The organism is Streptomyces caniscabiei (assembly GCF_014930365.1).
Lineage (GTDB): Bacteria > Actinomycetota > Actinomycetes > Streptomycetales > Streptomycetaceae > Streptomyces > Streptomyces caniscabiei.
Genome location: NZ_JABXWI010000015.1, coordinates 23,862 through 49,601, shown reverse-complemented (window position 1 = coordinate 49,601; position 25,740 = coordinate 23,862). Strand labels below are relative to the sequence as shown.

The window sequence follows — 25,740 nt, the reverse complement described above, 5'->3', positions numbered from 1 at the left end:
GCACTCATCGAGTGAGAGTGCCAGGAGGAAGACCAGTGCCGACGTACCAGTACCAGTGCACCGAATGCGGTGAGGGCCTCGAAGCGGTGCAGAAGTTCACCGACGACGCCCTGACCGAGTGCCCCAACTGCAACGGCCGCCTCAAGAAGGTGTTCTCCGCGGTCGGCATCGTCTTCAAGGGCTCCGGTTTCTACCGGAACGACAGCCGTGGCTCGTCGTCGAGCAGCAGCCCGGCGACGTCGAAGGCCTCCTCGTCCTCCTCGGACGCGAAGTCCTCCACGACCTCGTCCTCGTCGTCATCCGACGCGAAGTCGTCGTCCTCGGGCTCTTCCTCCACGAGCAGCACGTCGGCCGCGTAGTGCGTGAGGCGGCGAGGTGCGCTTCGATGCGTGATGCGTCTCGCTGCCTGATGCGTCTCGACGCGTGATGCGTGTCGCCGGGTGGCGCGTTTCGCCGCGTAGCGCCGTTCGCCGGGTGGTGCGGATCGCCGGGTGGTGCGGATCGCCGGGTGGTGCGGATCGCCGGGTGACGCTTGCGTCGCGTCGGCATGAGCGCCTTCCGTTCAGGACCCTGCCGTCGTACGACGACCTGCGGGGTCCTCGGCGTTTTCCGGCCCGGTTAGGGTGCGGGCATGGCGAACACGGAGCACGTGGACAACGGGGCCGGGCCGACGGGCGGGACCGGCGCGGCGCACGACACGGCTGGCGGCACGGCGGCGGCGGGCGGCACGGCAGTGGCCCACAGCACGGCAGCGGGCGGCCTGGCCGAGATCGGGGTCATCGGTGGGTCGGGGTTCTACTCCTTCCTCGACGACGTGACCGAGATACAGGTCGACACCCCCTACGGACCGCCCAGCGACTCCCTCTTCCTCGGCGAGATCGCCGGACGCCGCGTCGCCTTCCTCCCGCGCCACGGCCGCGCCCACCACCTGCCGCCGCACCGCATCAACTACCGCGCCAACCTGTGGGCCCTGCGTTCCGTCGGGGCGCGCCAGGTGCTCGGCCCGTGCGCGGTGGGCGGTCTGCGGCCCGAGTACGGACCGGGCACGCTCCTTGTGCCGGACCAGCTCGTCGACCGTACGAAGTCGCGCACCCAGACGTACTTCGACGGACTCCCCCTGCCCGGCGGTGCCGTCCCGAACGTCGTCCATGTCTCGCTCGCCGACCCCTACTGCCCCGTCGGCCGCGAGGCCGCCCTGAAAGCGGCGCGCCGACGCGACTGGGAGCCGGTGGACGGCGGCACCCTCGTCGTGGTCGAGGGCCCCCGCTTCTCCACCCGCGCCGAGTCCCTGTGGCACCAGGCGCAGGGCTGGTCCGTGGTCGGCATGACCGGCCATCCGGAGGCCATCCTCGCCCGTGAACTGGAGCTCTGCTACACCTCCCTGACCCTCGTGACCGACCTCGACGCCGGCGCCGAGACCGGCGAGGGCGTCTCCCACGAGGAGGTCCTCCAGGTCTTCGCCGCCAACATCGACCGCCTCCGGGGCGTCCTCTTCGAGGCGGTCGCCGCCCTGCCGCCGAACGAGGGCCGCGACTGCCTGTGCACGAAGGCGCTGGGCGGGATGGATCCGGGGTTCGTGCTGCCGTGACGGGGTGAGGGCCGGGGGCCGCACCGAGGCGGAAGTCCTCGTTCGAGTGGCGAGGTTTTCCACAACCGGTGGGTGGTCCACAGGGCTCGGCGGGTCTCGCCGCGAAGCCTCATCGTGGGACCGCAAGCCGATCTCACACAGCAGGTGGTGGCCTCATGTCCCGTACGTCGTCAGTGCCCCCGAACACCCCGAGCGCCTTCTCGCCCGCGCCGTCCTCCTCCTCGCCCTCGCACTCACACTCGGCGTCGGCCTCGCCCTCGTCCTCGTCCTCGTCCTCGTCCTCGTCGTCCACACGTATCCCGTCCTGGGCCGCCGGCCCACCCGGCACCGATGCCCCTCCCACCTGCGAGGTCCCACACTTCGCCCCGCTTCGGGTGCGCGGCGGGGCGCACCGGCTCCGCCGTCTCGCCCGCTGCCGGCGGCGAGCCATGGCCGCCGGTCTGGCGGTGACCGCCGCCGCCCTGTTGGTGACGGGGGCGGGCCCGAAGGAGGCGGAACGGGTCAGGGGGCACCCCGTGGCCGACCCGGTCCCCGAACGGCCCGCCCGCGTGGGGACGGTGACCGCCCCGGTCCGCATCGCCGACGGCGCGACGGTACGGCTGCTGCGCCCGGGCGACCGGGTCGACGTGATCGCGGCCGAGGACTCCGCGTCGGGCGGTGCCGCGAGGATCGTCGCCCGGGGCGCCCGCGTCTCCGAGGTGCCCGCCGCCGACGCGGCCGAGAGCGGAGCCCTGGTCGTCCTGACCGTGCCCCGCCGCACGGCGGCCCGGCTGGCCGGCGCGGGTGCCACGTCCCGCCTGGCGGTGACACTGTGGTGACCGCGCGCCCGACGACGGGACCAGGTCCGTCAAGTCCCACGATGGAGGGACCCAGTTGGACACCGGGGACCGACCCTGACGTAGGTTGCGGAGTCGTTTGTTCCACAACCAGCGCAGAGAGGCCTCGTGGTGAGCGAGAAGAAGGAGCCGAGCGTCTGGGAGGGCTTCAAGGCCTTCCTGATGCGGGGGAACGTCGTCGACCTGGCCGTCGCCGTGGTCATCGGCGCGGCCTTCACCAACATCGTCAACTCGGTGGTGAAGGGGGTCATCAGCCCGCTGGTGGGGGCGTTCGGCACGAAGAACCTCGACCAGTACCGCTATTGCTGGAAGGACCCCTGCACGGTGGCCGCGGACGGCACGGTCACCCACGGCGTCGCGATCCTCTGGGGCACGGTGCTGAACGCGACGCTCACGTTCCTCATCACCGCGGCCGTCGTCTACTTCCTGATGGTGCTCCCCATGGCCAAGTACCTGGCCCGGGTGGAGGCCCGCCGCAAGGCGAAGGAGGGCACGCACGAGGTCATCGAGGTGACCGAGCTGGAGGTCCTGAAGGAGATCCGCGACGCCCTGGTGGCCCAGCGCGGCTCGGGTCACGACCGCACGTAGCGGCGGCCGGGGCCTTCGGCCGGCACCGTCAGATGTGGTGGGGCGGCTTCTCGTCGAGGAAGCGCTTCAGGTCGGCCGCGCTGTCGCCGCCGTCGCCGGAGGGCTCGCCCCATCCGTGGTCCGTGTCGTCCGACGACGGCCGGCTGAGCGGGTCGTCGAAGACCAGCGCGGCCTTGGGGTCGCGCGGTTCGGAGCCGGAGCCGGGGGTGGGAGCGGTACTCATGCCTCCAGCGTACGGCCCCGCACCTGGACGACCTCCCGCGCCGCCTCCTGGGCTCGCCCCGACGCCGCCCTCGGCCCCGGGTCCTCCGTCGGCCCCTTTGCGGGCCCGTCCATGCACACCCTCGGTCCGGCCCGGTACTGGTGGACACCTGAGCGAGACGTCCACCGGGTTTTCTGGTGTGCTTGGCCCCATGACGCCCCGTTCCGCGCCCCCGCCTCCCTCGGCTCCCGCCCCCTCCTCCGGCGCGGGAAGGGCGCCGGTGCGCAGGCTGGTCTCGCGGGGCCGTGGGGAGGAACACCGGGTCGCCTCGCCACTGGAGCTCTTCTTCGACCTGTGCTTCGTCGTGGCCGTCGCCCAGGCGGGCGTCCAGCTGGTCCACGCCGTCGCGGAGGCACACGCCGCCGAGGGCATCCTGAACTACGCGATGGTCTTCTTCGCGATCTGGTGGGCCTGGATGAACTTCACCTGGTTCGCCTCGGCCTACGACAACGACGACGTGCCCTACCGCCTGGTGACGCTCGTCCAGATGGCGGGTGTGCTGGTGCTCGCCGCCGGGGTCGGCCGGGCCTTCGAGGACCACGACTGGTCCCTGGTCGTGCTCGGCTATGTGATCATGCGGCTGGCGATGACCGCGCAGTGGCTGCGGGCCGCGCGGACCGCGACGGACGCGGAACGGGTCACGGCCCTGCGGTACGCGGGCGGTGTGGCGCTGTGCCAGATCGGCTGGCTGGGGCTGCTGGTCCTGCCGGAGCCGGCCAGACCGTGGCTGTTCCTGGTGATGGCGATCGCCGAGTTGTCCGTCCCGCTGTACGCGGAGAGAGGTTTCCAGACGTCCTGGCATCCGCATCACATCGCCGAGCGGTACGGCCTGTTCACCATCATCGTGCTGGGTGAGACGATCCTGGCGGCCACGGTCGCGGTGAAGTCGGCGGCGGACGAGCACGACGCGTTGGGGGACCTCCTGCCCATCGCGGTGGGCGGGCTGCTGATCGTCTTCTCGGCGTGGTGGATCTACTTCACCGTTCCCATCCACGGGCATCTGCGCTCCAACAGACAGAGCTTCCTGTGGGGGTACGGCCACTACCTGATCTTCGCTTCTGCTGCCGCGATCGGCGCCGGGCTGGAGGTCGCGGTGGAGGAGACGGTGCACAAGGCGCACATCTCCACCCTGGCCGCGTCCTCGGCGGTGACACTGCCGACGGCGCTGTACCTCGTCTCCGTGTGGGCGCTGCACGCCCGGCACTACAAGGTGGGCACGGCGCAGCAGGCCGTGCTGCCGCTCGCCGCGTTGGCCGTGGTGCTGTGCACGTTCCTCGGGCACTGGGCGGTACCGGCGGCGGGTGCTGTGACGGCCCTGACGGTCGCGGCCGGGGTGGCCATCGGCGCCCGCGGTCACAGCGTCCCGCACGCCCACGCGGCAGGGACGCACGGGACGCACGGGCAGACCCACAACACCCGAGACACTCATGGCAGTTGACGCGTTGACCGACGTGCCCGGTGTGCGGGTCGGGCACGCCACACGGGTCGGTGGGGGCTGGCTCACCGGGACCACGGTGGTGCTGGCTCCGGAGGGCGGCGCGGTCGCGGCCGTGGACGTGCGCGGCGGCGGGCCCGGCACCAAGGAGACGGACGCGCTCGATCCGCGCAACCTGGTGCAGAGGGTCGACGCGGTGGTGCTGACCGGCGGCAGTGCGTACGGGTTGGACTCCGCGTCGGGGGTGATGGCCTGGCTGGAGGAGCGGGGGCGGGGCGTGCGGGTCGGCCTGGACCCGGCGCACGTGGTGCCGGTCGTGCCGGCGGCCTGTGTCTTCGACCTGGGCCGGGGCGGTGACTTCAAGGCCAGACCGGATGCCGCCGTGGGCCGAGCCGCGGTGGAAGCGGCGGACGAGAGCGGGCCGGGCGCCCCGGTGGCGGAGGGATGTGTGGGGGCCGGGACGGGGGCGACGGCTGGACTGCTCAAGGGCGGCGTGGGCACCGCGAGCACCGTGCTGGACTCGGGGATCACGGTGGCGGCCCTGGTGGTGGCCAACGCGGCGGGATCGGTGACGGATCCGGAGACGGGGGTGCTGTACGGGGAGTTGTTCCAGGGGCGTGTGACGTATCCGGCGATGGAGGTGCACGAGGGAGCGCGTCGGCGGATCGCCGAGGCCGCCGCGGCGAGTGCCCCTCCCCCGATGAACACCACGCTGGCCGTGGTCGCCACCGACGCCGACCTGACCCGCGCCCAGGCCCAGAAGCTGGCCGGCACGGCACACGACGGGATAGCCCGCGCGGTGCGTCCTGTGCATCTGCTCAACGACGGGGACACGGTGTTCACCCTGGCGACGGGCACGCGACCGCTGCCGCCCCAGGCCGGCCCTCTCGCCCTGAACGAACTCCTCGCGGCAGGAGCGGACCTGGTGACCCGCGCGATCGTCCGGGCGGTACGAGCAGCCGAGCCGGTGGCCGGCCCGGGCGGAGTGTGGCCGTCGTACGGGGAGTTGTACGGGAGGCGTTGAGGGGCGAGGGGAAGCCAGGGGCGAACGACGACCCTGTTGCGGGGCCACGAAGACGCGAGGGGGAGGGAGCCGGGGAGGAGAGGGGGGAGGCTCCCGGGAGTCGTGGGGGGCGGTGAGTTGAGGTGGGGCGGCGGGAGTGAATGTCCCGGTTCTGTCACGTGATTGTGCTGGGGCGGGGGCAGGGGGAACCCGCTCTGCCGCCGGTCGCTCTATGTCCACGTACCGGAGCGGATGACGTGGATCGCCTAGAAGCGAAGAAGCTGGAGCAGATCGTGACGAGGCCGAAGATTGCTGTACGGCGGGCACTGGGGACCTGTGCCGTGCTGGTGGTCGGTGCGCTGACCCTCACCGGCTGCGGCGGGGACGCCCAGGCCGACAACAAGAGTGACGGCAAGGGGACTTCGGCCGAGGACACGGCGGCGAAGATCACGATCTCGGCGAAGGACGGTTCGACGGGCGCGTCCATCAACTCGACCGGGGTGAAGGTCAGCGGCGGCAAGCTGACCGAGGTGGAGATGACCGTCGCGGAGGGCGGCGAGGCCGTGGCGGGCGAGATAGCCGCCGACGGGCGGTCCTGGAAGCCGAAGGAGCAGTTGGAGCGGGGCACGAAGTACCGGATCTCGGCGACGGCGAAGAACGCGGCCGGGAAGACGTCGGCCGCCAACTCCATCTTCACCACCGTGTCGACGGCCAACAGCTTCATCGGCACCTACACGCCGGACAACGGCACCACGGTCGGCGTGGGGATGCCGGTGTCGTTCACCTTCGACAAGGCGATCGCGGACCGCAAGGCCGTGCAGTCGCACATCACGGTGACGTCGAGCAGCGGGCAGGAGGTGGTCGGGCACTGGTTCGGGGAGCAGCGGCTCGACTTCCGGCCCGAGGAGTACTGGAAGGCCGGTTCCAAGGTCACGATGAAGATCGACCTGGACGGTGTGAAGGGTGCGAACGGGCTGTACGGGGTGCAGGACAAGACCGTCACGTTCACCGTCGGCCGGTCGCAGGTGTCCACGGTCGACGTGAACACGCAGACCATGACGGTCGTGCGGGACGGAAAGACGATCAAGACGCTGCCGATCTCGGCGGGCGCCGCGGCGAACCCGACGTACAACGGTCAGATGGTGATCTCGGAGAAGTTCCGGCAGACGCGGATGAACGGGTCGACGGTGGGCTTCGGCGGTGAGTACGACATCGCGGACGTGCCGAACGCGATGCGGCTGACGACGTCGGGCACCTTCGTCCACGGCAACTACTGGTATAGCAGGGGAAACCCGCCCTTCGGACGCCAGGGCACCAGCCACGGCTGCATCGGTCTCGCGGATGCCCAGGGCGCGAACAGCGCCACGAACGGCAAGTGGTTCTTCGACAACTCGCTGATCGGCGACGTGGTGACGGTCAAGAACTCCCCCGACAAGACGGTCGCGCCGGACAACGGCCTCAACGGCTGGAACATGCCGTGGAGCGAGTGGACGGCGGGCGGCGCCATCTGACCACGTCGTTCCGGTAGTTCGCCGAGCCGCGCGGGAACCAACCGCGCGGCTCCGGCGTTTTAGAGGCGTACGTTTTCTCGGTTCCCGGACATGATGTCCGACCGAGGGGCTACGGTATGCACCCACAAGGTGACATGCAGCAACGCCGGGAGAAACCTTGAGCGTTCCGTACGAGACGGCAGCGTACGAGCCACCCGAGTCGCCCGAGTCTCCTGAGGAGCACCTCGCGCGACTCCTCGGCCGCGCCCTGAACTCCTTCGAACTGCCCGACGAGACCATACGGCAGCTCGACTGCGCCCTCGCGCACGACAGCTCGCTGCACTCCGCGCACTACAGTTCGGGGCTGCACCGGGCGACGTACCGGCACACCTGGCTGCTGGCCGACGGCTCGGCGGTCACCCTGTGGGAGCTGGTGCACAACACGGTGCCCGGCAGCGACACCCAGCACGAGGTCTACACGGACGACGAGGAGCTGCGGGCCGCCACCGCGCGGCTGCCGCTGCCGCCGGACGCCCCCGACTTCGAGCTGCCCGTCACGGTGGAGCTGGCGGCGTTCCCGGAGCCGCGTCACGAGTATGTGCCGGACGACTCGGCGGATCACGCCCGTCGGCTGCTGCGGCGCGCGGAGAACCCGGACCCGCCCGGGGACGAGCTGGCCACGCTGCTGCTGCGGACCGCGTTCGCGCACGAGATCACCCAGGCCTTCGGCCGCCCGCACCGCCCCGCGCGCCGGGGCCGGCCGGGCCTCAGCTTCTCGCTCTACGAGCACGCCTTCCTGCTCACCGACGGGCAGGAGATCTCCCTCTGGGAGGTCGAGCACACGGCCACCCCGGACGGTCGGCACATGTGCGAGGTGTACGTGTCGGAGGACGCGGCCCGCGACGCGATGGAACGGCGGGCGGGGACGCTCGGTTAGCCGACCGGGCGGCCTCCTGGGAGCGGTGCGCTCAGGCCAGGCGGTCGTCGCTGAACTGGCGGGCCAGGAACGCGAAGGCGTCCTGTTCGGCCGGGGTCAGCTCCACGTGCTCGACGTGCGGGCCCTTGCGGCGCTGATGGGGCAGGCCGCGCAGCCCTCGGCCGCGGCCGCGGGTCAGGCCGACGAAGCGGGCGCGGTGGGCCTCGTGGTCGCGGCGCAGCACCCGTACGAGCACGGCGACCCAGATGACCGCCGCGAGGACAAGGGCTGTCCCGCCCAACAGCTGGAGTATTGACACGTGCTCAGGCATGCCGTCCAGTAGACACCACCGGATGGGACTTTGAGCCCGGACCGTGACGTATCTCGCAGGTACGGCTTACACGTCACACGGGTTGTAAAGGCGCCCAAAGGGGCGCACGGGGCGGAAACGCGGACGGCCGCGGCCCCCTCGCTCGGGAGGGGGCCGCGGCCGTCGTACGGTCCCGGGTTCAGGCCGCGACCGGCTCCTTCGTCTCCGCCGTGGCGGTGGGGGCGGCCTGCGGGGCCGCGCCCGGCTGGGTCCTGCGCATGCCCTTCAGGACGATGACCAGGCCGGCCGTGACGGCCGTGCCGATCGCGACGGCGAGCAGGTAGAGGAACGGCTTGCCGATGAGCGGGGTGACCCAGATGCCGCCGTGCGGGGCGCGCAGGGTCGAGCCGAAGGCCATGGCCAGCGCGCCGGTGACGGCGCCGCCCGCCATGGAGGCGGGGATCACACGCAGCGGGTCGGCGGCGGCGAACGGGATCGCGCCCTCGGAGATGAACGAGGCGCCGAGCACCCAGGCCGCCTTGCCGTTCTCGCGCTCGGCGGTGGTGAAGAGCTTCTTGCGGATCGTGGTGGCGAGGGCCATGCCCAGCGGCGGGACCATGCCGGCCGCCATGACCGCCGCCATGATCTTCATCGCGGAGTCGCTGGGGTCCTGCACGGCGATACCGGCGGTGGCGAAGGCGTAGGCGACCTTGTTGACGGGGCCGCCGAGGTCGAAGCACATCATCAGGCCGAGGAGCACGCCGAGGAGGACGGCGTTGCTGCCGGAGAGGCCGCTCAGCCAGTCCGTCATGCCCTTCTGGGCCTCGGCGATGGGCTTGCCGATCACCACCAGCATCAGGAAGCCGACGATCATCGACGAGATCAGCGGGATCACGACGACCGGCATGATGCCGCGCAGCACCGGCGGGATCTTGATCCGCTGGATGCCCATGACGACCCCGCCGGCGATCAGACCGGCGACCAGGCCGCCGAGGAAGCCTGCGTTGATGTTGGCGGCGATCATGCCGCCGACGAAGCCGGGGACGAGGCCGGGCCGGTCCGCCATGCCGTAGGCGATGTAACCGGCGAGGACGGGGATGAGGAAGCCGAAGGCGACGGCGCCGATCTGGAAGAGCAGGGCCGCCCAGCTGTCGACCTGGAGCCAGTCGAAGTGCTCGGTGACCGGCTTGGCGCTGTTGATCTCCCAGCCGCCGATCGCGAAGCCGAGGGCGATGAGGAGGCCGCCGGCCGCGACGAACGGGACCATGTAGCTGACGCCGGACATCAGCCACTTGCGCAGCTTGGTGCCGTAGCCGTCGCCGGAGTCGCCCGCGCGGTCGACGGGGGTGCCGGGGCGGGCGGCGGCCGTGGTCTCGCCGCGTTCCGCCTTGCCGCGGACCTCGGAGATCAGTTCGGCGGGACGGTTGATGCCGGCCTTCACGCCGACGTCGACGGTGGGCTTTCCGGCGAACCGGTCCTTCTCCCGTACGGGGACGTCGTGGGCGAAGATCACGCCGTCGGCGGCGGCGATGACGGCCGGGTCGAGGCGGGTGAAGCCGGCCGAACCCTGTGTCTCCACGACGATCTCGACGTCACCGGCGGCCCGACCCGCGTTCTCCAGCGACTCGGCGGCCATGTAGGTGTGCGCGATGCCGGTGGGGCAGGAGGTGACGGCGACGATCCGGAAGGGGCGGGCCTCGGCGGGGACGGCCGTCTCGGGCGCCGCGGTCTCGGGCGCCGCCGTTTCGTCCGTCGCCGGGCCGGGGGCGGGGGCGGCCGAGGGAGGAGTCGCCGGGGCGGGGGCCGCCGGGGCCGGGGTCGTGCTGACCGCGGCGGCGTCGGGGGAGGCCGTTCCGCCCGACGCCGCCGCGGAGTCTTCGGTGCCCTCGGTCGCGCTGTCGCCCCGGATGAGGGCGGCGGCGCGGGCCGCGTCGTCCGCGGCGCGCAGCGCGTCCGTGAACTCGGTGTTCATCAGCTGACGGGCGAGGGAGGAGAGGATCGTCAGGTGCGCGTCGTCCGCGCCCGCCGGGGCGGCGATCAGGAAGATCAGGTCGGCGGGGCCGTCGGGTGCGCCGAAGTCGACGCCGGCCGCGCTGCGGCCGAAGGCGAGGGTCGGCTCGGTGACGTGCTCGCTACGGCAGTGCGGGATGCCGATGCCGCCGTCGAGGCCGGTGGGCATCTGCGCCTCACGGGCCGCCACATCGGCCAGGAAGCCGTCCAGGTCGGTGACCCGGCCCTTCGCCACCATGCGCTCGGCGAGGGCACGCGCCGCCGCTTCCTTCGTCTCGGCGGACAGGTCGAGGTCGACCAGGTCCGCGGTGATCATCTCGCTCATCGCGGGCTCCTTCGCACGCGTATCGCCCGAGGCTGTGGTGGGCGGGGGTGGGGACGGGGGTGTGGGAGGCACGGGCCACGGGGGCCGGCCGAGGGAGGGGTGGGGGGAGGGATGAGGGGAGGGGGAGGGTCGCGGCGCCGGATAAACCAGAACGAAGGTTCGTTCGCGGATGTCGGCTCCCGCTGGTCATGACACCGGCTCCCTCAGCGCCCGGTCCGCAGGGACCTCCCGTGTCACCGTCACCGCCGCGGGGTCCAGGTCGGCGGGGGTGGGCATGACGCTGCCCGGGAGCTGGACGGCGGCGGCGCCGTGGGCCACGGCCGAGGCGAGGGCGTCGGGGCCCTGGCCGCCGGCGATGAGGAACCCGGCGAGGGAGGAGTCGCCGGCGCCGACGTTGCTGCGGACGGCGGCGACCTGGGCGGTGCCGTACCAGGCGCCGGAGGCGTCCAGCAGGAGTTGGCCGTCGGCGCCGAGGCTGGCCAGGACCGCGGTGGCGCCCATCTCGCGGAGTTCCTCGGCGGCCTTGACGGCGTCGCCGACGGTGGCGAGGGGGCGCCCCACCGCCTCGGCGAGTTCCTCGGCGTTGGGCTTGACGACGTCGGGGCGTTCGCGGAGCGCGGCGAGGAGGGCCGGGCCGGAGGTGTCCAGGGCGATGCGGGCGCCGGCGGCGTGGGCGCGGGCGACGAGTTCGGCGTACCAGGAGGGGGCGAGGCCGCGCGGGAGGCTGCCGCAGCAGGCGATCCAGGAGGCGTCGGCGGACTGGGCGCGGACGGTCTCCAGGAGGAGTTCCCGCTCGGCGGCCGTGAGTTCCGGGCCGGGTGCGTTGATCTTCGTCAGGACGCCGTCGGCCTCGGCCAGGGCGATGTTGGAGCGGGTCGCCCCGGCCACCGCCACGCGGGCGACCTCGATGCCCTGGGCGTCGAGCAGGTCCGCGACGAGTGCGCCGGGCGCGCCGCCGAGGGGCAGGACGGCCACGGTCCGGCGTCCGGCGGCGGCGACCGCGCGGGAGACGTTGACGCCCTTGCCGCCGGGGTCCATGCGTTCGCCGGTGGCCCGGATGACCTCGCCGCGGTCGAGGGAGGGGACCTCGTAGGTGCGGTCGAGGGACGGGTTCGGGGTGACGGTGAGGATCATGAGCGGTCTTTCCGGCCGTTGGTCCGGGTGGTGCCGGAGCCGCCGAGGGGCTCGGTGCCGGGGACGCGCAGCACCTCGGTGCCCTTGCGTTCGATGGCGAGGGCGTCCTCGGCGCTCAGGCCGGTGTCCGTGATCAGCAGGTCCACGTCGCTCAGGTCGCCGAAGCGGGCGAAGTGTTCCTGGCCGTGCTTGGAGGAGTCGGCGAGCAGCACCACGCGGCGGGCGGCGGTCACGGCCGCGCGCTTGACGGCGGCCTCGGCGAGGTCGGGCGTGGTCAGGCCGTGGTCGGTGGAGAAGCCGTTGGCGGCCACGAAGAGGACGTCGGCGCGGATCTCGCCGTAGGCCCGGAGCGCCCAGGCGTCCACGGCGGCACGGGTGCGGTGGCGGACGCGACCGCCGACGAGGTGCAGCTGGATGCCGGGGTGGTCGGCGAGTCGGGCGGCGATCGGCAGGCTGTGGGTGACCGCGGTGAGCGTGGCCTCCAGCGGGATGGCTGCGGCGAGGCGCGCGATCGTCGTACCGGCGTCGAGGACGACCGTGCCGTCGGTCGGGAGTTCGGCGAGGGCGGCCTGGGCGATGCGGTCCTTCTGGTCGGCCGCGGTGCCCTCGCGTTCGGCGAGGTCGGGCTCGAAGTCCAGGCGGCCGGCGGGGATCGCGCCGCCGTGCACCCGCTGGACGAGGCCGGCCCGGTCGAGGGCTTTCAGATCGCGGCGGATCGTCTCGGCCGTGACCTGGAACTCCTCCGCCAGCGACACCACGTCCACCCGGCCGCCGTCGCGGGCGAGCCGGAGGATCTCCTGCTGCCGCTCCGGTGCGTACATGTCCGTTCGCCTCCGACTGATGCCCGATTCTGTGGTTTCGCTCGGAGGTTACGCCCGGATTCCCGAAAAGTAAACAGGTTCGGGCAACACTCGGGCCGACTCGGACATGATCGGGCGGACGGCGGACGGCGGACGGCAGACGGCAGACGGCAGACGGCAGACGCGTGAGACGTACGCGTGGGGCCCCGCACCACGAAGGCGCGGGGCCCCACTCACGCGTCGGTCTCACGCGTCGGCGACGCTATTCGGCACCCGCGCGGCCCGCGACACCCACGCCTGCCGGCTCCTCGGCGTCCGTCTCCGCGCCCGCCGTGGAGGACCGGGCCGGCAGGGCGAACATCAGCAGGAAGATCGCGACCAGGACCGCGGCCACCCAGCCGAGCGCGTACTCGAAGGCGTCGACGAATGCGGGGCCGATGCCGGACGGGGCGAGGTGGTCGTCCATGACGCCGAAGAAGACCACGGCGACCAGCCCGAGCCCGAGCGCGTTGCCCATCTGCTGGACCGTGCTGATCAGCCCGGACGCGGAGCCGGAGTGCTCGCGCGGCACCCCGGAGAGGATCGCGTCGGTCAGCGGGGCGACCACGAGCCCCATGCCCGCGCCCATCACGACCAGCGGGAGCGCCATCTGCCAGGGGGTGATGTCGAGGCCGTACCGTTCGGACCCGGCCAGGTAGAGGAGCACGCCGGCCGCCATCAGCAGCGCGCCCGCCTGGAGGACCTTGCGGCCGAAGCGCGGGACGAGCTTCTGGACGGACACCCCGGCCGCGACCGACACGGCGAGGGAGAACGGGATGCCGGTGAGGCCGGCCTTCAGGACGCTCCAGCCGAGGCCGGTCTGGAGGTAGAGGGTCCAGACGAGGAAGAAGACGCCGAGGGCGATCCCGAAGACGGTCTGGACGGCGATGCCGGCCGCGAAGCTCTTCACCCGGAACAGGGACAGTTCGATCAGCGGGGAGCCGTCGCGCGCCGCCTTGCGCCGCTCGTACGCCACCAGCGCCGCGAACACGACGAGCGAGCCCGCCATCGAGACGTAGCCCCACAGCGGCCAGCCCGTCTCGTGGCCCCGGGTGAGCGGGTACAGCAGCATCAGCAGTCCGCCGGTGACGAGCGCGACACCGACGAGGTCCAGCTTCAGGGCGTGCGGAGCCTTGGACTCGCTGATGAACCGGCGGCCCAGGATCAGGCCCGCGACGCCGACCGGGAGGTTGATCAGGAAGATCGCGCGCCATTCGAGGCCGAGCGGGTTCCACTCGATGAGCAGGGCGCCGAGCAGCGGGCCGGAGACCGCGCCGAGGCCCACGATCGCGCCGAACAGCCCGAAGACCTTGCCGCGTTCGTGCGCCGGGAAGGTGGCGTGCACGATCGACAGCACCTGCGGCACCATCAGCGCGGCCGTCGCACCCTGCGCGATCCTCGCCGCCACCAGCATCTCCGGGTTCGCGGCGAGACCGCACAGCGCGGAGGCGAGGGTGAAGCCGCCGACGCCGAGGAGGAAGATCCGGCGGCGGCCGTGGATGTCGCCGAGCCGGCCGCCGGTGACGAGACCCGCGGCGAAGGCGAGGGCGTACCCGGCGGTGATCCACTGGATCTGGCTGAACGTGGCCCCTTCGCCCCGCTGGATGGAGGGGATCGCGATGTTGACGATGGTGACGTCGACGAGGTCCATGAAGGCGGCCGTCATGACGACGGCGAGGGCTGTCCAGCGTCGGCGATCGGCTCCGCCGGGGGGCGCGTCGAGCGCCGTTGGGGCTTCTGCCAGTGGTTCCGTGCGGGTGGTCTGTGGCTGATCGCGTAGTTCCCCGCGCCCCTTCAGGGCGCTCGTTGTCGAGGTCATGCAGGGAAAGTAGAGGGCGAGTAGGTCAGATCGCGTCCTAGTTCTCCGGCATGCTCGGAGGCATGACTACGGACACTCCGGCGCGGCTGCTTCAGCTCCTCTCCCTCCTCCAGACACCCCGCGAGTGGCCCGGGGGTGAACTCTCCGAACGGCTCGGCGTCTCGCGGCGGACCGTGCGGCGGGACATCGACCGACTGCGGGAACTCGGCTACCCGGTCCAGGCGACGATGGGCGCCGACGGGGGCTACCGGCTGGTCGCGGGAAAGGCCATGCCCCCGCTCGTCCTCGACGACGAGGAGGCCGTGGCGATCGCGGTGGGGCTGCGGGCCGGGGCCGGGCACGCGGTGGAGGGCGTGGACGAGGCCTCCGTACGGGCGCTCGCCAAGCTGGAACAGGTGCTGCCGTCGCGGCTGCGCCACCGGGTCTCCACCTTGCAGGCCGCCACCACTCCCCTGACCAGCGGCGACGGGGCCACCGTCACGCCCGAGACGCTCACCGTGATGGCCTCGGCGGTGGCGGGGCACGAGCGGTTGCGGTTCGCCTACCGCTCCGGCGAGGGGACGGACTCGCGCCGCCACTGCGAGCCGTACCGGCTCGTCTCGACCGGGCGCCGCTGGTATCTCGTCGCGTACGACCTCGATCGCGCCGACTGGCGGACCTTCCGGGTGGACCGGGTCGAGGAACCCTTCGCCACGGGCGCCCGGTTCACACCGCGCGAGCTGCCGACGGGGAGTGCGGAGGAGTATCTGAAGCAGTCGATGTACCGGCGGCAGGAGACGTACGAGTTCGACGTCACGTTCGCCGCGCCGGCCGAGTTCATCGCGGCCCGGGTGCCCGGCTGGCTCGGTACGCCCGAGCCCGTCGACGAGCACAGCTGCCGGTTGCGGGCGTCGGTCGGCGACTCCGTGGAATGGCTCGCGTTCCGGCTCGCCGTGGTCGACTGCGACTTCACGGTGCGTCAGCCGCCGGAACTGGTGCGGTACGTAAGGGAGTTGGGGGCTCGACTGACCCGGGCGGCCGGGGACGCCGACGGGTGAGGGGCGGGTGGGGCGAGGTGTGAGGAGGCGGGGGGCGAGGCAGGTCTACTGCGCCTCTGACGTGCGGGGACGGCCGTCGCCGGGCCTCCGGCGAAGTGGGGCTCTGTGACACAATCTGGCGTTCGGGTCACCCCGGGGTTCAGGTCCGGGGTGGCCCGGCGGCGTTCCCCGGCGGCGTTCCCCGGCGGCGGAGCCGGTAGCGAGGACGGCAGCGGGGCGAAAGTCGAGCCGGACTTCGGCGCCAGGGGGGGGAGGCGCCGAAGCCCGGCTCTCGGAGAGTCCCGGCGCTGGGGGGAGAGCGTCGGGACTCGGCTTCGGATGACTGCTGTCGAGGCGGTCGAACTCCGGGTCCCGGGCCAGAGGCTCCGGGCCGGTGAAGTCGTGCCCGGAAGTCTTGTGCCCCGCGAACGGGGAGTTGAAGCGGCGTAGTACGGCCAAGTAGCGGCGTCCTACGGCCAATCGGCGGCAGAGAACAGCCGAGTGGCGGCAGAGAACGGCCAAGCGGGTGATGTCGAACGGTCAAAAGGCGTCCGGCGTACGGGCGGAGGGCTGCCGCGCCGTACGGCCGAGTGCCGCCGGTGCCCCGCCGCTGTCCGATCGGAACGCGGCGCGAGTACGGCCCGAGCGCGTCCGGAGCGCGGCGCGAGTACCGCCGGAACATGTCGGAGTGCGGCCGGAGCGCGGCGCAGATACGGACCGGAGCGCGGCCGACGTACGACCCGGTGCGGGCGGCGTGCGTACGACGGTGGGCCGGGCCGGGCCCCGTGGCGGCCCCAGGGGGGCGGGCCGTTACGGGGCCCTGGTCGGTGTTCGGGCCTCGGCTGGTCGGCTGGTCGACTTCGGCCTTGCGGACCTCGGCTGTCCAGATCGCGATCGTCGGACCTCGATCGTCGGACCTCGACCGTCGGACCTCGATCGTCGGACCTCGATCGTCGGACCTCGATCGTCGGACCTGGATCGTCGAACCTCGGTGGTCGGCCTCGGTCATGCCGCCTCGGTCATGCCGCCTCCGTCAGGCGGCCGCGTCGAAGCCGGTGTCCCGGGCGAGCTTCTTCAGTTCGAGCAGGGCGTGCTTCTCGATCTGGCGGATCCGCTCGCGGGTGAGACCGTGCTCCTTGCCGACCTCGGTGAGGGTGCGCTCGCGGCCGTCCTCGATGCCGTACCGCATCTTGATGATGGACGCGGTGCGCTGGTCGAGGCGCCCGATGAGGCCGTCCAGCTCCTCGCTGCGCAGCAGCGTCAGCACGGACTGCTCGGGCGAGACGGCGGAGGTGTCCTCCAGCAGATCGCCGAACTGGGTGTCGCCGTCGTCGTCCACCGACATGTTCAGCGAGACCGGGTCGCGGGCCCAGTCGAGGACGTCGCTGACGCGGTCCGCGTTGGAACCGAGCTCGGCGGCGATCTCGGCGGGCTCCGGGTCGCGCCCGTGCTCGCGGTTGAACTCGCGCTGCACACGGCGGATCCGGCCCAGCTCCTCGACGAGGTGGACGGGCAGCCGGATGGTGCGCGACTGGTCCGCTATCGAACGGGTGATGGCCTGACGGATCCACCAGGTGGCGTACGTCGAGAACTTGAAGCCCTTGCGGTAGTCGAACTTCTCCACCGCGCGGACCAGGCCGGCGTTCCCCTCCTGGATCAGGTCGAGCAGGGGCAGGCCACTGCGCGGGTACCGCCGGGCCACGGCCACGACGAGGCGCAGGTTGGACCGGATGAAGATGTCCTTGGCCCGCTCGCTGTCGGCGACGAGGGCTTCGAGCTCCTCACGGGTGGCGTCCGCCCTGGCCTCCTCCTCGCCGTCGAGGATCTGCTGCGCGAACACACCCGCCTCGATGATCTGGGACAGCTCGACTTCCTTGGCGGCGTCGAGCAGCGGTGTACGCGCGATTTCGTCGAGGTACATGCCGACCAGGTCGCGGTCGGCGATCTCGCCGCCAGAGGCGCGAACGCTGCGAGCCGCGTCGGTCCGGCCGGAGGCGGACGAACGACGAGCGGCGACGGCACGGGTTGCCATGCGTGCTCCCTTGCGATGGTGGGCTGGCAGGGTGGTATCTGGCTGTCTGGTCGTACGGGTTCCTACGTGGGTGGTGATGTGGCCGCCCGGACACTCTCCCGAGTGCCCTGCTTCCGAAGGAAACAACGACTGGAATCAGGACAGAATTCCCAACCCGTCCCACTATTTTTCTGATCTTGCAGTACCCTGTGCCGCCACAGGAGGGGGCGTGATGTCGACGGAGTCCGTAGAGGTGCAGGTCAGACCAGGAGTCGAGACCGACCTCACCGCTCTCACCGACCTCTACAACCACTACGTCCGTGAGACGCCCATCACATTCGACACGGCTGTCTTCACTCCGGAAGAGCGCCGCCCCTGGCTGCTCTCCCACCTTGAAGACGGACGGCACCGTCTGATGGTTGCCGTCGAGACGGGTTCACAGCGGATTCTGGGATACGCCACGAGCAGCGCGTTTCGCCCGAAGGCGGCGTACGACACCTCGGTGGAGGTGTCGGTGTACCTCGCTCCGGAGGCGGGTGGCCGGGGTGTGGGCACCCTGCTGTACAAGGCGCTGTTCGAGGCGCTCGCCGACGAGGACGTGCATCGCGCCTACGCCGGCATCGCCCAGCCGAACGTGCCGTCGACCCGGCTGCACGAGCGCTTCGGGTTCCGGCACGTCGGCACCTACCGCGAGGTGGGGCGGAAGTTCGGGCGGTATTGGGACGTGGCCTGGTACGAGAAGGAACTGTGAGACGCCTTCCGGCTCTCCGGGCCCCGGGACTCACCGCGCCAGCCACGGGCTGACCGCGGGAACCACGGGCTCACCGCTCGGCGGCCAGGGACTCCCGCATGACCTTCGCCGTGGCCCGGGGGTCGTAGCCCTCGGGTACCCCTTCGACCAGGATGATGTCCCCCTCGACGTGACGTGAGCGGAGCGGGGCGATCTCCTGGTACCCGGGCGAGTCCCACCAGGCGCGCGCCTCGGCGATACCGGGGAAGCCGATCATCACGACGGCCCCGGGCCAGCTCCCCTCCTTCACCTCGTGCGGGGTGGCGTGCACGAGGAAGCGTCCGCCGTAGGGCTCGAAGGTGGTGGGGATGCGCTCGATGTACTCGGCGATCTCCGGGTGCGGGGCGGCGTCCTTCAGGTGGGCTATGGCGTAGGCGGGCATGCGGATCCCTCCGGCTGGTCGCGTGAGACACGTCGGTCGCGTGGGACGTGCCGGTCGCGTCGGTCGGCTGCTTACGCCGTCGAGCCTGGCAGGCGTACGGGCCCGGGTCGATGACCTGTCAGGTAAGCGACCCCGGCCCGCGCTCGCGCCCCGCGCCTCTCGGCCAGCGCCCCGCGCCTTGCGCCTCTCGGCCAGCGCCCCGCGCCCCGCGCCTTGCGTCTCTCCGCCGCGCCTCGCGTGCCGCGCCTCGCACCCGTCTGTCAGCCGAACTGCACCGACCGCTTCGACAGGCCCAGCCAGAAGCCGTCGATCACCGACCTCTGGGCGTCGAGTTCGCCGGCGGCCTCGGCCGCGCCCATCGTGACGAAGAGGGGGGCGAAGTGCTCCGTACGGGGGTGGGCCAGCTGTCCGGCCGGGGACTTGTGCAGGAAGTCGAGGAGGCCGTCCCAGTCGCGCGTCTCCAGGGCGCGGTGGCCCCAGTCGTCGAACTCGGTAGACCAGGTGGGGACACCGGGCTGACGGAGGGCCGCCAGGTTGTGGGTGAAGAACCCGGAGCCGATGATCAGCACGCCCTCGTCCCGCAGGGGGGCGAGCTTGCGGCCGACGTCCATCAGCTTCAGCGGGTCCAGGGTCGGCATGGAGATCTGCAGGACCGGGATGTCGGCGTCGGGGTACATCTCGACGAGGGGGACGTACGCGCCGTGGTCGAGGCCCCGGTCCGGTATGTCCTGGACGGGGGTGCCGGGGGCCTGGAGCAGCTTGCGGACGGAGGCCGCCAGTTCGGGGGCGCCCGGGGCGGCGTACTGGACCTTGTAGTAGTGCTCGGGGAAGCCCCAGAAGTCGTAGACCAGGGGGATCGTCTCGATCGCGCCGAGGGCGAGGGGGGCCTCCTCCCAGTGGGCGGAGACCATGAGGATCGCCTTGGGGCGGGGCAGCTTCGCGGCCCAGGCGGCGAGTTCGCCGGGCCAGATCGGGTCGTCGGCGAGCGGCGGGGCCCCGTGACTCAGATACAGGGCGGGCATGCGCTCGGCGGTGGCGGCGGACATAGGGGTGACTCCCTCAACACATGTGCGACGCACACGACACTCACGCCTCGGCGGGCCCGGCAGTCGCTTCTGTCTCCTTGGTCACGCCCGGTTCTCCAGGCGCTTGAGACCTCTCCCAACTCCCCAGTAGTTGAAGTCTCAATATTTCTTGTTTCACCTTACATCTCTATAGTTCAAATTTCAAGGAGGAGCCTCGTACAGTGGGGGTATGAAGACCGCATCCGCCGAGGAAGAACCCCGCTGGCTCACCGATGAGGAGCAGCGCACCTGGGTTGCCTATGTGCACACCAAGACACTGCTCGAAGACCATCTCGACCGCCAGTTGCAGCGCGACGCGGGCATGCCGCACCTCTACTACCACATGCTCGTGGTGCTGTCGTCGGCGCCGCAGCGGCGGCTGCGGATGACGGAGCTGGCGATGCAGATGAAGATCACGCGATCACGCCTGTCGCACGCCGTGGCCCGCCTGGAGAAGAACGGGTGGGTACGGCGCGAGAACTGCCCCGTGGACAAGCGGGGGCAGTTCGCCGTCCTCACGGACGGCGGGTTCGAGACGCTCTCCAAGAGCGCGCCCGGGCACGTGGCGGCGGTGCGGCAGGCACTGTTCGACCGTCTGTCGCCGGAACAGCAGAAAGCCCTCGGCGAGATCATGGAGATCGTCGCGGAGGGACTTCAGCCGACGGACGCGGGCGCGGACCTGCCCTGGCTGCGGTAGGGCGGCAGGTCGTAGGTAGGCAGGTCGGTAGGTCGGTAGGTCGGTAGGAGCCTGTCAGGGGATGGAGCGGGGGCAAGGCCCCCGCTCCATCCCCTCCCGTCTGTAACCGTCAGTACCCGTCGGACCCGTCGGTGTCCGTGATCAGTGGGCGATCACCGGGACCTTGACCTCGTTCGCCGCGTCCTCGCCCTCGGCCGTGCTCCCGGTCATGTCGGGCTTGCCCGTCGTGATGAGGGTGAAGGCGATGGCGGCGGAGGCCACCAGGATGGCCACGGCGAACCAGATGGCGTTGGTGTAGCCGTGGACCATGCCGTCGAGCTGGACCAGCTGGGCGGCCGGCTTCGAGGTGGCCGAGCCGATGTGGTCCGCGATGTAGGACGTGGTGGCGGAGGCCGCGATCGTGTTCAGCAGGGCCGTACCGATGGCGCCGCCGACCTGCTGGGAGGTGTTGACCATGGCGGAGGCCACGCCCGCGTCCCGCGGCTCGACCCCGTAGGTCGCCAGGGACATCGCCGGCATGAACGCCGTACCCATACCGAGGCCGAGCAGCAGCTGGGCCGGCAGGAGCAGGGTGGTGTACGAGGAGCCGACCTCCATCTGGGTCAGCAGGAGCATGCCGAGACCGGCGACCAGGAAGCCCGGGGCCATCAGCTGGCGCGGCGCGACCCGGGTCATCAGACGGGTGCCGATCTGGGTCGAGCCGATGATCATGCCCGCGATCATGGGCAGGAAGGCGAAGCCGGTCTTGACCGGGGAGTACCCCTTCACGATCTGCAGGTAGTAGGTCAGGAAGAGGAACAGGCCGAACATCGCGATGATCGCGAGGCCGAGGGAGAGGTAGACACCGCCGCGGTTGCGCTCCAGGAGCACGCGCAGGGGCAGCAGCGGGGCCTTCACCTTGGACTCGACGAACACGAAGGCGGCCAGGAGCACCACCGAGGCGACGAACAGGGTGATCGTCATCGAGTCGCCCCAGCCCTCGGACTCGGCTCGCGTGAAGCCGTAGACCAGGGAGACCAGGCCCAGGGTGGACAGGACCACGCCGGGGACGTCGAGCGGGGAGCGGTTGCGGCCGCCGGCCGGCTCACGGACGACCAGGTACGCGCCGACCGCCGCGATCACCGCGAACGGGATGTTGACGAAGAACGTCCAGCGCCAGTCCAGGTACTCGGTGAGGAAGCCGCCGAGGATCAGACCCACGGCGCCGCCGCCACCGGCGATCGCGCCGTAGATGCCGAACGCCTTGGCGCGCTCCTTGGCGTCGGTGAACATCACCGCGAGGAGGGAGAGCGCGGCGGGCGCGAGCAGCGCGCCGAAGACGCCCTGGAGGGCGCGGGCGCCCAGCATCATCGCCTCACCGGTGGCCGCGCCGCCCAGCGCGGAGGCGCCGGCGAAGCCGATCAGACCGGTGACGAAGGTGCGCTTGCGGCCCCAGATGTCGGAGATACGGCCGCCGAAGAGGAGCAGACCGCCGAAGGCCAGGGCGTACGCGGTGATGACCCACTGGCGGTTGCCGTCGGATATCCCCAGGTCCTGCTGGGCGGAGGGGAGGGCGATGTTCACGATGGTCGCGTCGAGCACGACCATCAGCTGGGCGAGGGCGATGAAGACGAGCGCTTTCCAGCGGTTGGCGTGCGCGTTGTCGGTATCGGGGGTTCCGGATACGGCTGTTTTGGACATGGGGGTACCCACTTCGGGACTTCGTGACGGAAAGATCGGAAGAGATCGGGCGATCGGGAAGAGATCGGAAAGATTGAAAGAGGTCAGAAGAGGTCAGAAGAGGTCGAGAAAAGATCGGTATCGGGTGGCGGAATAAGGGCGTCGAGGGCCTACGGCTCGGCGTCAGCGGCAGCGGCAGCGGCAGCGGCAGCGGCAGCGGGATCGGCGTCGGCGCACGTGCGGTGCGGGTGCGGATGTGGATGCCGGTTTCGGTGCCGGGGTCTACGACGGCGGCCGTGGAGTCGGTGGGTCAGGGCAGGCGGTTCAGGGCAGGCGGTTCAGGGCTGGGTGGGCCTCCGTAGGTCCTCCACGGTCACCGGGGCGCCGGGCAGTTCGGAGGGGGCGGGGGCGCGCAGTCCGTCCAGGAGCAGTTGCAGATGGCGGTGGACGAAGGGGTCGACGCCCGCGCACTGGGTGCCGGCCGGCGGCCTGCTGAGCTGGCTGACGGCGATCATCAGGTCGCCGACACCCACGTCGGGGCGGAGCTGCCCGGCATCCCGGGCGCGCCGCATGATCCCTGCGACCTGGTCCTCCAGGCGCTCGCGCGCCGCCTCCAGGTCGGGGTGGTGCTTGTCGAACGTGCTCTGGACCATCGGGCAGAGCGCGGTGACCCGTTCGTCGGCCGAGCTGTGCACGAAGCGCGAGAGCGCCTCGAACGCGTCACCGGTCTCGGCGAGCGCCACCTCGGCCGCGAGGGCCGTGCGGTCCATGACCGAGCAGACGACCTCACGGACCAGTGCGTCACGGTCCGGAAAGTTGCGGTACAGCGTGGCGTTGCCGACACCGGCCCGGCGGGCGATCTCGTCGAGCGGCACCTCGGGGCCGAACTCCACGAACATCTCCCGGGCGGCGGTGACGATCCGCTCACGGTTGCGCAGGGCGTCCGCCCGAGGGCGAGGCACCTTGCGACGCACGGCGGTGGCGGTGCAGCTCTCCACGGCGTACTCCTCTGCCAGATCCATGTGGTGTGGGGGGTGCCCGGTGACGATCCGGGGATGGAGTCCCCGTTTCGCTCGGACGAAGGGTTAAACGGGGAAACGGCCCCCGGTTATTTCCCGGCTCCGAAGACTTTTCGCGTGACCTGGGTCACAGGCGAGGTGGGGCGGCGTCCGTCGAGGTGAACCCACGTTCGGCCCTTCCAGCGCGCGCCCGCACAGCCGTCGACCCAGGGTGATCAAGAGGGCGCAGCCTTGTCACCGGACGGCTGCCGTGGAGCGAAGGGCGCGGGCATGCAGCAGCCGTTCCGCAGAAGCGGGATACCTCCGCGCCGGATACGCGCGCGGCGGACACGTCCGCGCCGGGCCGTCGCGCTCGCCTCCGTCACCGCCCTCACGCTCGCGGTCAGCACCTCCGCCGGTGCCGGGCGGCTGATGGCGAAGGACACGACGACGGCCGCGGGGGCCACCGCCGTGGTCCGCGGTTCGGCGCTCGGCCCCTGTCTGATCCGCGGCCCGCTCGGCACCCAGATGTCCGAGGGCATCCCGACGTCGCCGGGCTACTCCCGCTCCACCGGCACGGTCCGCGCGCTCAACCTGATGATCGACTTCTCCGACGCCCCCGGTGAGGGCAGCGCGATGGACCGCTTCGCGGAGTTCGCGCCGCAGACCCAGAAGTGGTTCAGGACGAGTTCGTACGGCCGTGTCGACTACCGTCCCGAGGCGCCGCTCACCGAGTGGCTGCGGATGCCGAAATCCTTCCGCTCCTACGACATAGAGCGCGGCGCCCCCTTCGACCCCGGCTACCGCCGGCTGGTCCAGGACATGGTGCGGGCCGCCGATCCGCTCGTGGACTTCCGGTCGTACGACCTCGTCAACGTCCTCGTCACCCCGAACGCGGGGCCCTCCGCCCTGGACACGGTCCTGTCGGTGACGTTCGCGGGCAATCGGGAGGCACCGGTCGCGGACGGTGTGCCGGTCTCCAACGCGTCCTTCGTCTACAGCCGCCAGGACGACGGCTCGGGGTCGTACGGGGAGACCGGGTACCGGGTGCTCCCCCACGAGAACGGTCATGTCTTCGGCCTTCCCGACCTCTACACGCACGAGGGCGGGGGCGCGGTCGGGCACTGGGACATCATGAGCGAGGACTGGGGCGTCGACAACGATCTGCTGGGCTGGCACAAGTGGAAGCTCGGGTGGCTCGACGAGACGCAGGTGGCGTGTGTGGCGCACGTCGGTTCGGCGGAGTATCCGCTGACGCCGCTCGCCTCCGAGGGCGGGGCGAAGCTGATCGTCGTGCCGCTCAGCTCCCGTACGGCGTACGTGGCGGAGTTGCGGACGCGGGCGGGCAACGACGCGGTGGTGTGCCGGCCGGGGGTGCTGGTGTACCGGGTCGACGCGGCCGTCGACACCGGGAACGGGCCCATCAAGGTCCACGACTCACGGCGGGACAGCGGGGGGTGCACCCGGAGCCCGAACGTCCACGCGGAGCTGTCCGACGCGCCGCTCGTACCGGGCGAGACGTTCAAGGACGCGCGGACGGGGGTGGAGATCGCTGTGGCGGGGGTGGATGTCGGGGGGAACCACCGGGTGGTGGTGAGCCGGAGGTGAGGGGGGTGGGGGGCGGTGCGGTGCGTTTTCGGCTGCGGGTCCGGTGGGGCTTCTCGCGCAGTTCCCCGCGCCCCTAAGGGGTGCTTTCAGAAAGCCGGGTGCTTGCGGGCGAGGGTCATGCAGTGGGCGAGCTGGAGGAAGGCGTCGTGCATGTCGTCTCTCCTTTCCCAGCGGGTCCGTAGGCGGCGGGGTCCGTGGAGCCAGGCGATGGCCGACTCGGCGACCCACCGGACTTTGCCCAGGCCCGAGCCGTGTGGCCGGCCTCGCCGGGCGATCTTCGGTGTGATGCCGCGTTCGCGCAGACGGCGGCGGTAGATGTCGTAGTCGTAGCCGCGGTCGGCGTACAACGTGCGGGGCTTGCGCCGGGGCCGGCCCCGCTTGCCCCGTACCGGCCCAAGGCTGTCGACCAGCGGCAGAAGCTGGGTGACATCGTGACGGTGACCGCCGGTCAGCGACACCCGCAGCGGAGTGCCGCGGGCATCGGTCAGCCCGTGATGCTTCGAGCCCGGCCGTGCGCGGTCAACCGGGCTCGGACCGACTTTTGGGCTGCTGCGCCCCCGCTTGGCCTGCACATGCGAGGCGTCGACGGTGGCGCGGGAGAAGTCGAGACGGTCCGCCGCCCGTAACCCGTCCAGCAGCACCCGCTGGAGCTCCTCCCACACCCCCGCCTCCTGCCACTCGGCCAGCCGACGCCAGCACGTCGGCCCCGAACCGAACCCCAACTCCTGCGGCAGAAACTCCCACTGAACACCTGTGTAGAGGACGAACAGCACACCCTGCAGCGTCCTGCGGTCATCGATCCGCTTGCGCCCCGGATACCGGAACCGCCGCTCATGCTTCGGCAACAGCGGCTCGATCACCGCCCACAACTCGTCACTGACCTCCCACGGCTTCCGCCGCGCCATGGTCCACACCCCACAAAAGACGGGATCACATACCTCTCCACCGTGCCACAACACG

At 71.4% G+C, this 25,740-nt stretch carries 25 protein-coding genes; 12 read left to right on the top strand and 13 right to left on the bottom strand.

Annotated elements, in window-relative coordinates; translation table 11 throughout:
* Nucleotides 1-35 precede the first annotated feature (35 nt).
* Nucleotides 36-359: an FmdB family zinc ribbon protein gene (locus tag HW837_RS50135; RefSeq protein WP_078853328.1), complete on the top strand. Its 324-nt coding sequence runs from the start codon at nt 36-38 to the stop codon at nt 357-359.
* Between the two features lie 272 nt (nt 360-631).
* On the top strand, nt 632-1,588 hold the full coding sequence (locus HW837_RS35150) for an S-methyl-5'-thioadenosine phosphorylase (RefSeq protein ID WP_234442449.1): 957 nt from the start codon (nt 632-634) through the stop codon (nt 1,586-1,588).
* Between the two features lie 133 nt (nt 1,589-1,721).
* Here HW837_RS35150 and HW837_RS50130 read toward each other — a convergent pair whose 3' ends face one another.
* Nucleotides 1,722-1,880, bottom strand: a complete 159-nt coding sequence (locus HW837_RS50130) for a hypothetical protein (RefSeq protein ID WP_193380336.1) — start codon at nt 1,878-1,880, stop codon at nt 1,722-1,724.
* A 4-nt stretch (nt 1,881-1,884) separates the two neighbouring features.
* Here HW837_RS50130 and HW837_RS49050 point away from each other — a divergent pair, with 4 nt between their 5' ends.
* Complete coding sequence (locus tag HW837_RS49050; RefSeq protein ID WP_234442465.1) at nt 1,885-2,406, top strand: hypothetical protein; 522 nt, start codon at nt 1,885-1,887, stop codon at nt 2,404-2,406.
* 129 nt (nt 2,407-2,535) lie between these two features.
* Nucleotides 2,536-3,012, top strand: coding sequence for a large conductance mechanosensitive channel protein MscL (mscL, locus tag HW837_RS35135; protein ID WP_177262042.1), 477 nt, complete (start codon nt 2,536-2,538; stop codon nt 3,010-3,012).
* Between the two features lie 28 nt (nt 3,013-3,040).
* On the opposite strand, the gene HW837_RS35130 is transcribed toward mscL, so the two are convergent.
* Nucleotides 3,041-3,235: a hypothetical protein gene (locus tag HW837_RS35130; RefSeq protein ID WP_193380337.1), complete on the bottom strand. Its 195-nt coding sequence runs from the start codon at nt 3,233-3,235 to the stop codon at nt 3,041-3,043.
* A 190-nt stretch (nt 3,236-3,425) separates the two neighbouring features.
* Between HW837_RS35130 and HW837_RS35125 the strand changes: the two genes are divergently transcribed.
* The 4 genes from HW837_RS35125 to HW837_RS35110 all read left to right on the top strand — a co-directional run bounded on the left by HW837_RS35125 (nt 3,426) and on the right by HW837_RS35110 (nt 8,139).
* Complete coding sequence (locus HW837_RS35125; protein ID WP_078853327.1) at nt 3,426-4,712, top strand: low temperature requirement protein A; 1,287 nt, start codon at nt 3,426-3,428, stop codon at nt 4,710-4,712.
* Entirely contained in the window at nt 4,702-5,733 is a 1,032-nt protein-coding gene (locus HW837_RS35120) for a P1 family peptidase (protein ID WP_193380338.1), read from the top strand. Before HW837_RS35125 ends, HW837_RS35120 begins: the two co-directional genes overlap by 11 nt.
* 272 nt (nt 5,734-6,005) lie before the next feature.
* The gene (locus tag HW837_RS35115; protein ID WP_045556425.1) at nt 6,006-7,223 is read left to right on the top strand and encodes a L,D-transpeptidase; all 1,218 of its coding nucleotides are present in this window, start codon (nt 6,006-6,008) and stop codon (nt 7,221-7,223) included.
* A 157-nt stretch (nt 7,224-7,380) separates the two neighbouring features.
* On the top strand, nt 7,381-8,139 hold the full coding sequence (locus tag HW837_RS35110) for a DUF6227 family protein (protein ID WP_045556191.1): 759 nt from the start codon (nt 7,381-7,383) through the stop codon (nt 8,137-8,139).
* Between the two features lie 31 nt (nt 8,140-8,170).
* On the opposite strand, the gene HW837_RS35105 is transcribed toward HW837_RS35110, so the two are convergent.
* From HW837_RS35105 to HW837_RS35085, 5 genes are all read right to left on the bottom strand, one after another.
* Nucleotides 8,171-8,449, bottom strand: a complete 279-nt coding sequence (locus HW837_RS35105) for a hypothetical protein (protein ID WP_045556190.1) — start codon at nt 8,447-8,449, stop codon at nt 8,171-8,173.
* A 178-nt stretch (nt 8,450-8,627) separates the two neighbouring features.
* Nucleotides 8,628-10,763: a PTS fructose transporter subunit IIABC gene (locus HW837_RS35100; RefSeq protein ID WP_045556189.1), complete on the bottom strand. Its 2,136-nt coding sequence runs from the start codon at nt 10,761-10,763 to the stop codon at nt 8,628-8,630.
* 186 nt (nt 10,764-10,949) lie between these two features.
* The gene (gene pfkB, locus HW837_RS35095) at nt 10,950-11,897 is read right to left on the bottom strand and encodes a 1-phosphofructokinase (RefSeq protein ID WP_045556188.1); all 948 of its coding nucleotides are present in this window, start codon (nt 11,895-11,897) and stop codon (nt 10,950-10,952) included.
* Nucleotides 11,894-12,718, bottom strand: coding sequence for a DeoR/GlpR family DNA-binding transcription regulator (locus HW837_RS35090; protein ID WP_193380339.1), 825 nt, complete (start codon nt 12,716-12,718; stop codon nt 11,894-11,896). Before HW837_RS35090 ends, pfkB begins: the two co-directional genes overlap by 4 nt.
* A 241-nt stretch (nt 12,719-12,959) precedes the next feature.
* Entirely contained in the window at nt 12,960-14,555 is a 1,596-nt protein-coding gene (locus tag HW837_RS35085) for an MFS transporter (protein ID WP_045556186.1), read from the bottom strand.
* A 62-nt stretch (nt 14,556-14,617) separates the two neighbouring features.
* Between HW837_RS35085 and HW837_RS35080 the strand changes: the two genes are divergently transcribed.
* Nucleotides 14,618-15,592 (top strand): helix-turn-helix transcriptional regulator, encoded by a 975-nt coding sequence (locus HW837_RS35080; protein ID WP_045556424.1) that lies wholly within the window; start codon nt 14,618-14,620, stop codon nt 15,590-15,592.
* Between the two features lie 1,012 nt (nt 15,593-16,604).
* Here the strand turns inward: HW837_RS35080 and HW837_RS35075 are convergent.
* Nucleotides 16,605-17,603 (bottom strand): sigma-70 family RNA polymerase sigma factor, encoded by a 999-nt coding sequence (locus HW837_RS35075; RefSeq protein WP_045556185.1) that lies wholly within the window; start codon nt 17,601-17,603, stop codon nt 16,605-16,607.
* A gap of 211 nt (nt 17,604-17,814) precedes the next feature.
* On the opposite strand from HW837_RS35075, the gene HW837_RS35070 reads away from it, so the two are divergent.
* Entirely contained in the window at nt 17,815-18,333 is a 519-nt protein-coding gene (locus HW837_RS35070; protein WP_093791168.1) for a GNAT family N-acetyltransferase, read from the top strand.
* Between the two features lie 70 nt (nt 18,334-18,403).
* On the opposite strand, the gene HW837_RS35065 is transcribed toward HW837_RS35070, so the two are convergent.
* Together HW837_RS35065 and HW837_RS35060 are read right to left on the bottom strand one after the other, a co-directional pair.
* The gene (locus tag HW837_RS35065; protein ID WP_045556183.1) at nt 18,404-18,754 is read right to left on the bottom strand and encodes a DUF1330 domain-containing protein; all 351 of its coding nucleotides are present in this window, start codon (nt 18,752-18,754) and stop codon (nt 18,404-18,406) included.
* A 260-nt stretch (nt 18,755-19,014) separates the two neighbouring features.
* Nucleotides 19,015-19,800: a dioxygenase family protein gene (locus HW837_RS35060; protein ID WP_045556182.1), complete on the bottom strand. Its 786-nt coding sequence runs from the start codon at nt 19,798-19,800 to the stop codon at nt 19,015-19,017.
* Between the two features lie 208 nt (nt 19,801-20,008).
* On the opposite strand from HW837_RS35060, the gene HW837_RS35055 reads away from it, so the two are divergent.
* Nucleotides 20,009-20,515, top strand: a complete 507-nt coding sequence (locus HW837_RS35055; protein ID WP_045556181.1) for a MarR family winged helix-turn-helix transcriptional regulator — start codon at nt 20,009-20,011, stop codon at nt 20,513-20,515.
* Nucleotides 20,516-20,656: 141 nt separating this feature from the next.
* Here HW837_RS35055 and HW837_RS35050 read toward each other — a convergent pair whose 3' ends face one another.
* Nucleotides 20,657-22,195, bottom strand: coding sequence for an MFS transporter (locus HW837_RS35050; RefSeq protein WP_193380340.1), 1,539 nt, complete (start codon nt 22,193-22,195; stop codon nt 20,657-20,659).
* Nucleotides 22,196-22,512: 317 nt separating this feature from the next.
* Complete coding sequence (locus HW837_RS35045; protein WP_045556179.1) at nt 22,513-23,196, bottom strand: TetR/AcrR family transcriptional regulator; 684 nt, start codon at nt 23,194-23,196, stop codon at nt 22,513-22,515.
* Between the two features lie 267 nt (nt 23,197-23,463).
* Between HW837_RS35045 and HW837_RS35040 the strand changes: the two genes are divergently transcribed.
* Nucleotides 23,464-24,780, top strand: a complete 1,317-nt coding sequence (locus HW837_RS35040) for a M6 family metalloprotease domain-containing protein (protein WP_045556178.1) — start codon at nt 23,464-23,466, stop codon at nt 24,778-24,780.
* Between the two features lie 86 nt (nt 24,781-24,866).
* Here the strand turns inward: HW837_RS35040 and HW837_RS35035 are convergent, their stop codons facing one another.
* Nucleotides 24,867-25,685, bottom strand: a complete 819-nt coding sequence (locus HW837_RS35035) for an IS5 family transposase (RefSeq protein ID WP_193380341.1) — start codon at nt 25,683-25,685, stop codon at nt 24,867-24,869.
* Nucleotides 25,686-25,740 lie beyond the last annotated feature (55 nt).

What these genes read in the sequence shown, in the direction of transcription:
- HW837_RS35090 (WP_193380339.1), bottom strand. Translation starts at nt 12,718, where the DNA reads ATGTACGCACCGGAGCGGCAGCAGGAGATCCTCCGGCTCGCCCGCGAC.
- HW837_RS35035 (WP_193380341.1), bottom strand. Translation starts at nt 25,685, where the DNA reads ATGGCGCGGCGGAAGCCGTGGGAGGTCAGTGACGAGTTGTGGGCGGTG.
- HW837_RS35075 (WP_045556185.1), bottom strand. Translation starts at nt 17,603, where the DNA reads ATGGCAACCCGTGCCGTCGCCGCTCGTCGTTCGTCCGCCTCCGGCCGG.
- HW837_RS35050 (WP_193380340.1), bottom strand. Translation starts at nt 22,195, where the DNA reads ATGTCCAAAACAGCCGTATCCGGAACCCCCGATACCGACAACGCGCAC.
- HW837_RS35060 (WP_045556182.1), bottom strand. Translation starts at nt 19,800, where the DNA reads ATGTCCGCCGCCACCGCCGAGCGCATGCCCGCCCTGTATCTGAGTCAC.
- HW837_RS35120 (WP_193380338.1), top strand. Translation starts at nt 4,702, where the DNA reads ATGGCAGTTGACGCGTTGACCGACGTGCCCGGTGTGCGGGTCGGGCAC.
- pfkB (WP_045556188.1), bottom strand. Translation starts at nt 11,897, where the DNA reads ATGATCCTCACCGTCACCCCGAACCCGTCCCTCGACCGCACCTACGAG.
- HW837_RS35105 (WP_045556190.1), bottom strand. Translation starts at nt 8,449, where the DNA reads ATGCCTGAGCACGTGTCAATACTCCAGCTGTTGGGCGGGACAGCCCTT.
- HW837_RS35130 (WP_193380337.1), bottom strand. Translation starts at nt 3,235, where the DNA reads ATGAGTACCGCTCCCACCCCCGGCTCCGGCTCCGAACCGCGCGACCCC.
- HW837_RS35040 (WP_045556178.1), top strand. Translation starts at nt 23,464, where the DNA reads ATGCAGCAGCCGTTCCGCAGAAGCGGGATACCTCCGCGCCGGATACGC.
- HW837_RS35080 (WP_045556424.1), top strand. Translation starts at nt 14,618, where the DNA reads ATGACTACGGACACTCCGGCGCGGCTGCTTCAGCTCCTCTCCCTCCTC.
- HW837_RS35100 (WP_045556189.1), bottom strand. Translation starts at nt 10,763, where the DNA reads ATGAGCGAGATGATCACCGCGGACCTGGTCGACCTCGACCTGTCCGCC.
- HW837_RS35125 (WP_078853327.1), top strand. Translation starts at nt 3,426, where the DNA reads ATGACGCCCCGTTCCGCGCCCCCGCCTCCCTCGGCTCCCGCCCCCTCC.
- HW837_RS35055 (WP_045556181.1), top strand. Translation starts at nt 20,009, where the DNA reads ATGAAGACCGCATCCGCCGAGGAAGAACCCCGCTGGCTCACCGATGAG.
- HW837_RS35085 (WP_045556186.1), bottom strand. Translation starts at nt 14,555, where the DNA reads ATGACCTCGACAACGAGCGCCCTGAAGGGGCGCGGGGAACTACGCGAT.
- HW837_RS35150 (WP_234442449.1), top strand. Translation starts at nt 632, where the DNA reads ATGGCGAACACGGAGCACGTGGACAACGGGGCCGGGCCGACGGGCGGG.
- HW837_RS35045 (WP_045556179.1), bottom strand. Translation starts at nt 23,196, where the DNA reads ATGGATCTGGCAGAGGAGTACGCCGTGGAGAGCTGCACCGCCACCGCC.
- HW837_RS35065 (WP_045556183.1), bottom strand. Translation starts at nt 18,754, where the DNA reads ATGCCCGCCTACGCCATAGCCCACCTGAAGGACGCCGCCCCGCACCCG.
- HW837_RS35070 (WP_093791168.1), top strand. Translation starts at nt 17,815, where the DNA reads ATGTCGACGGAGTCCGTAGAGGTGCAGGTCAGACCAGGAGTCGAGACC.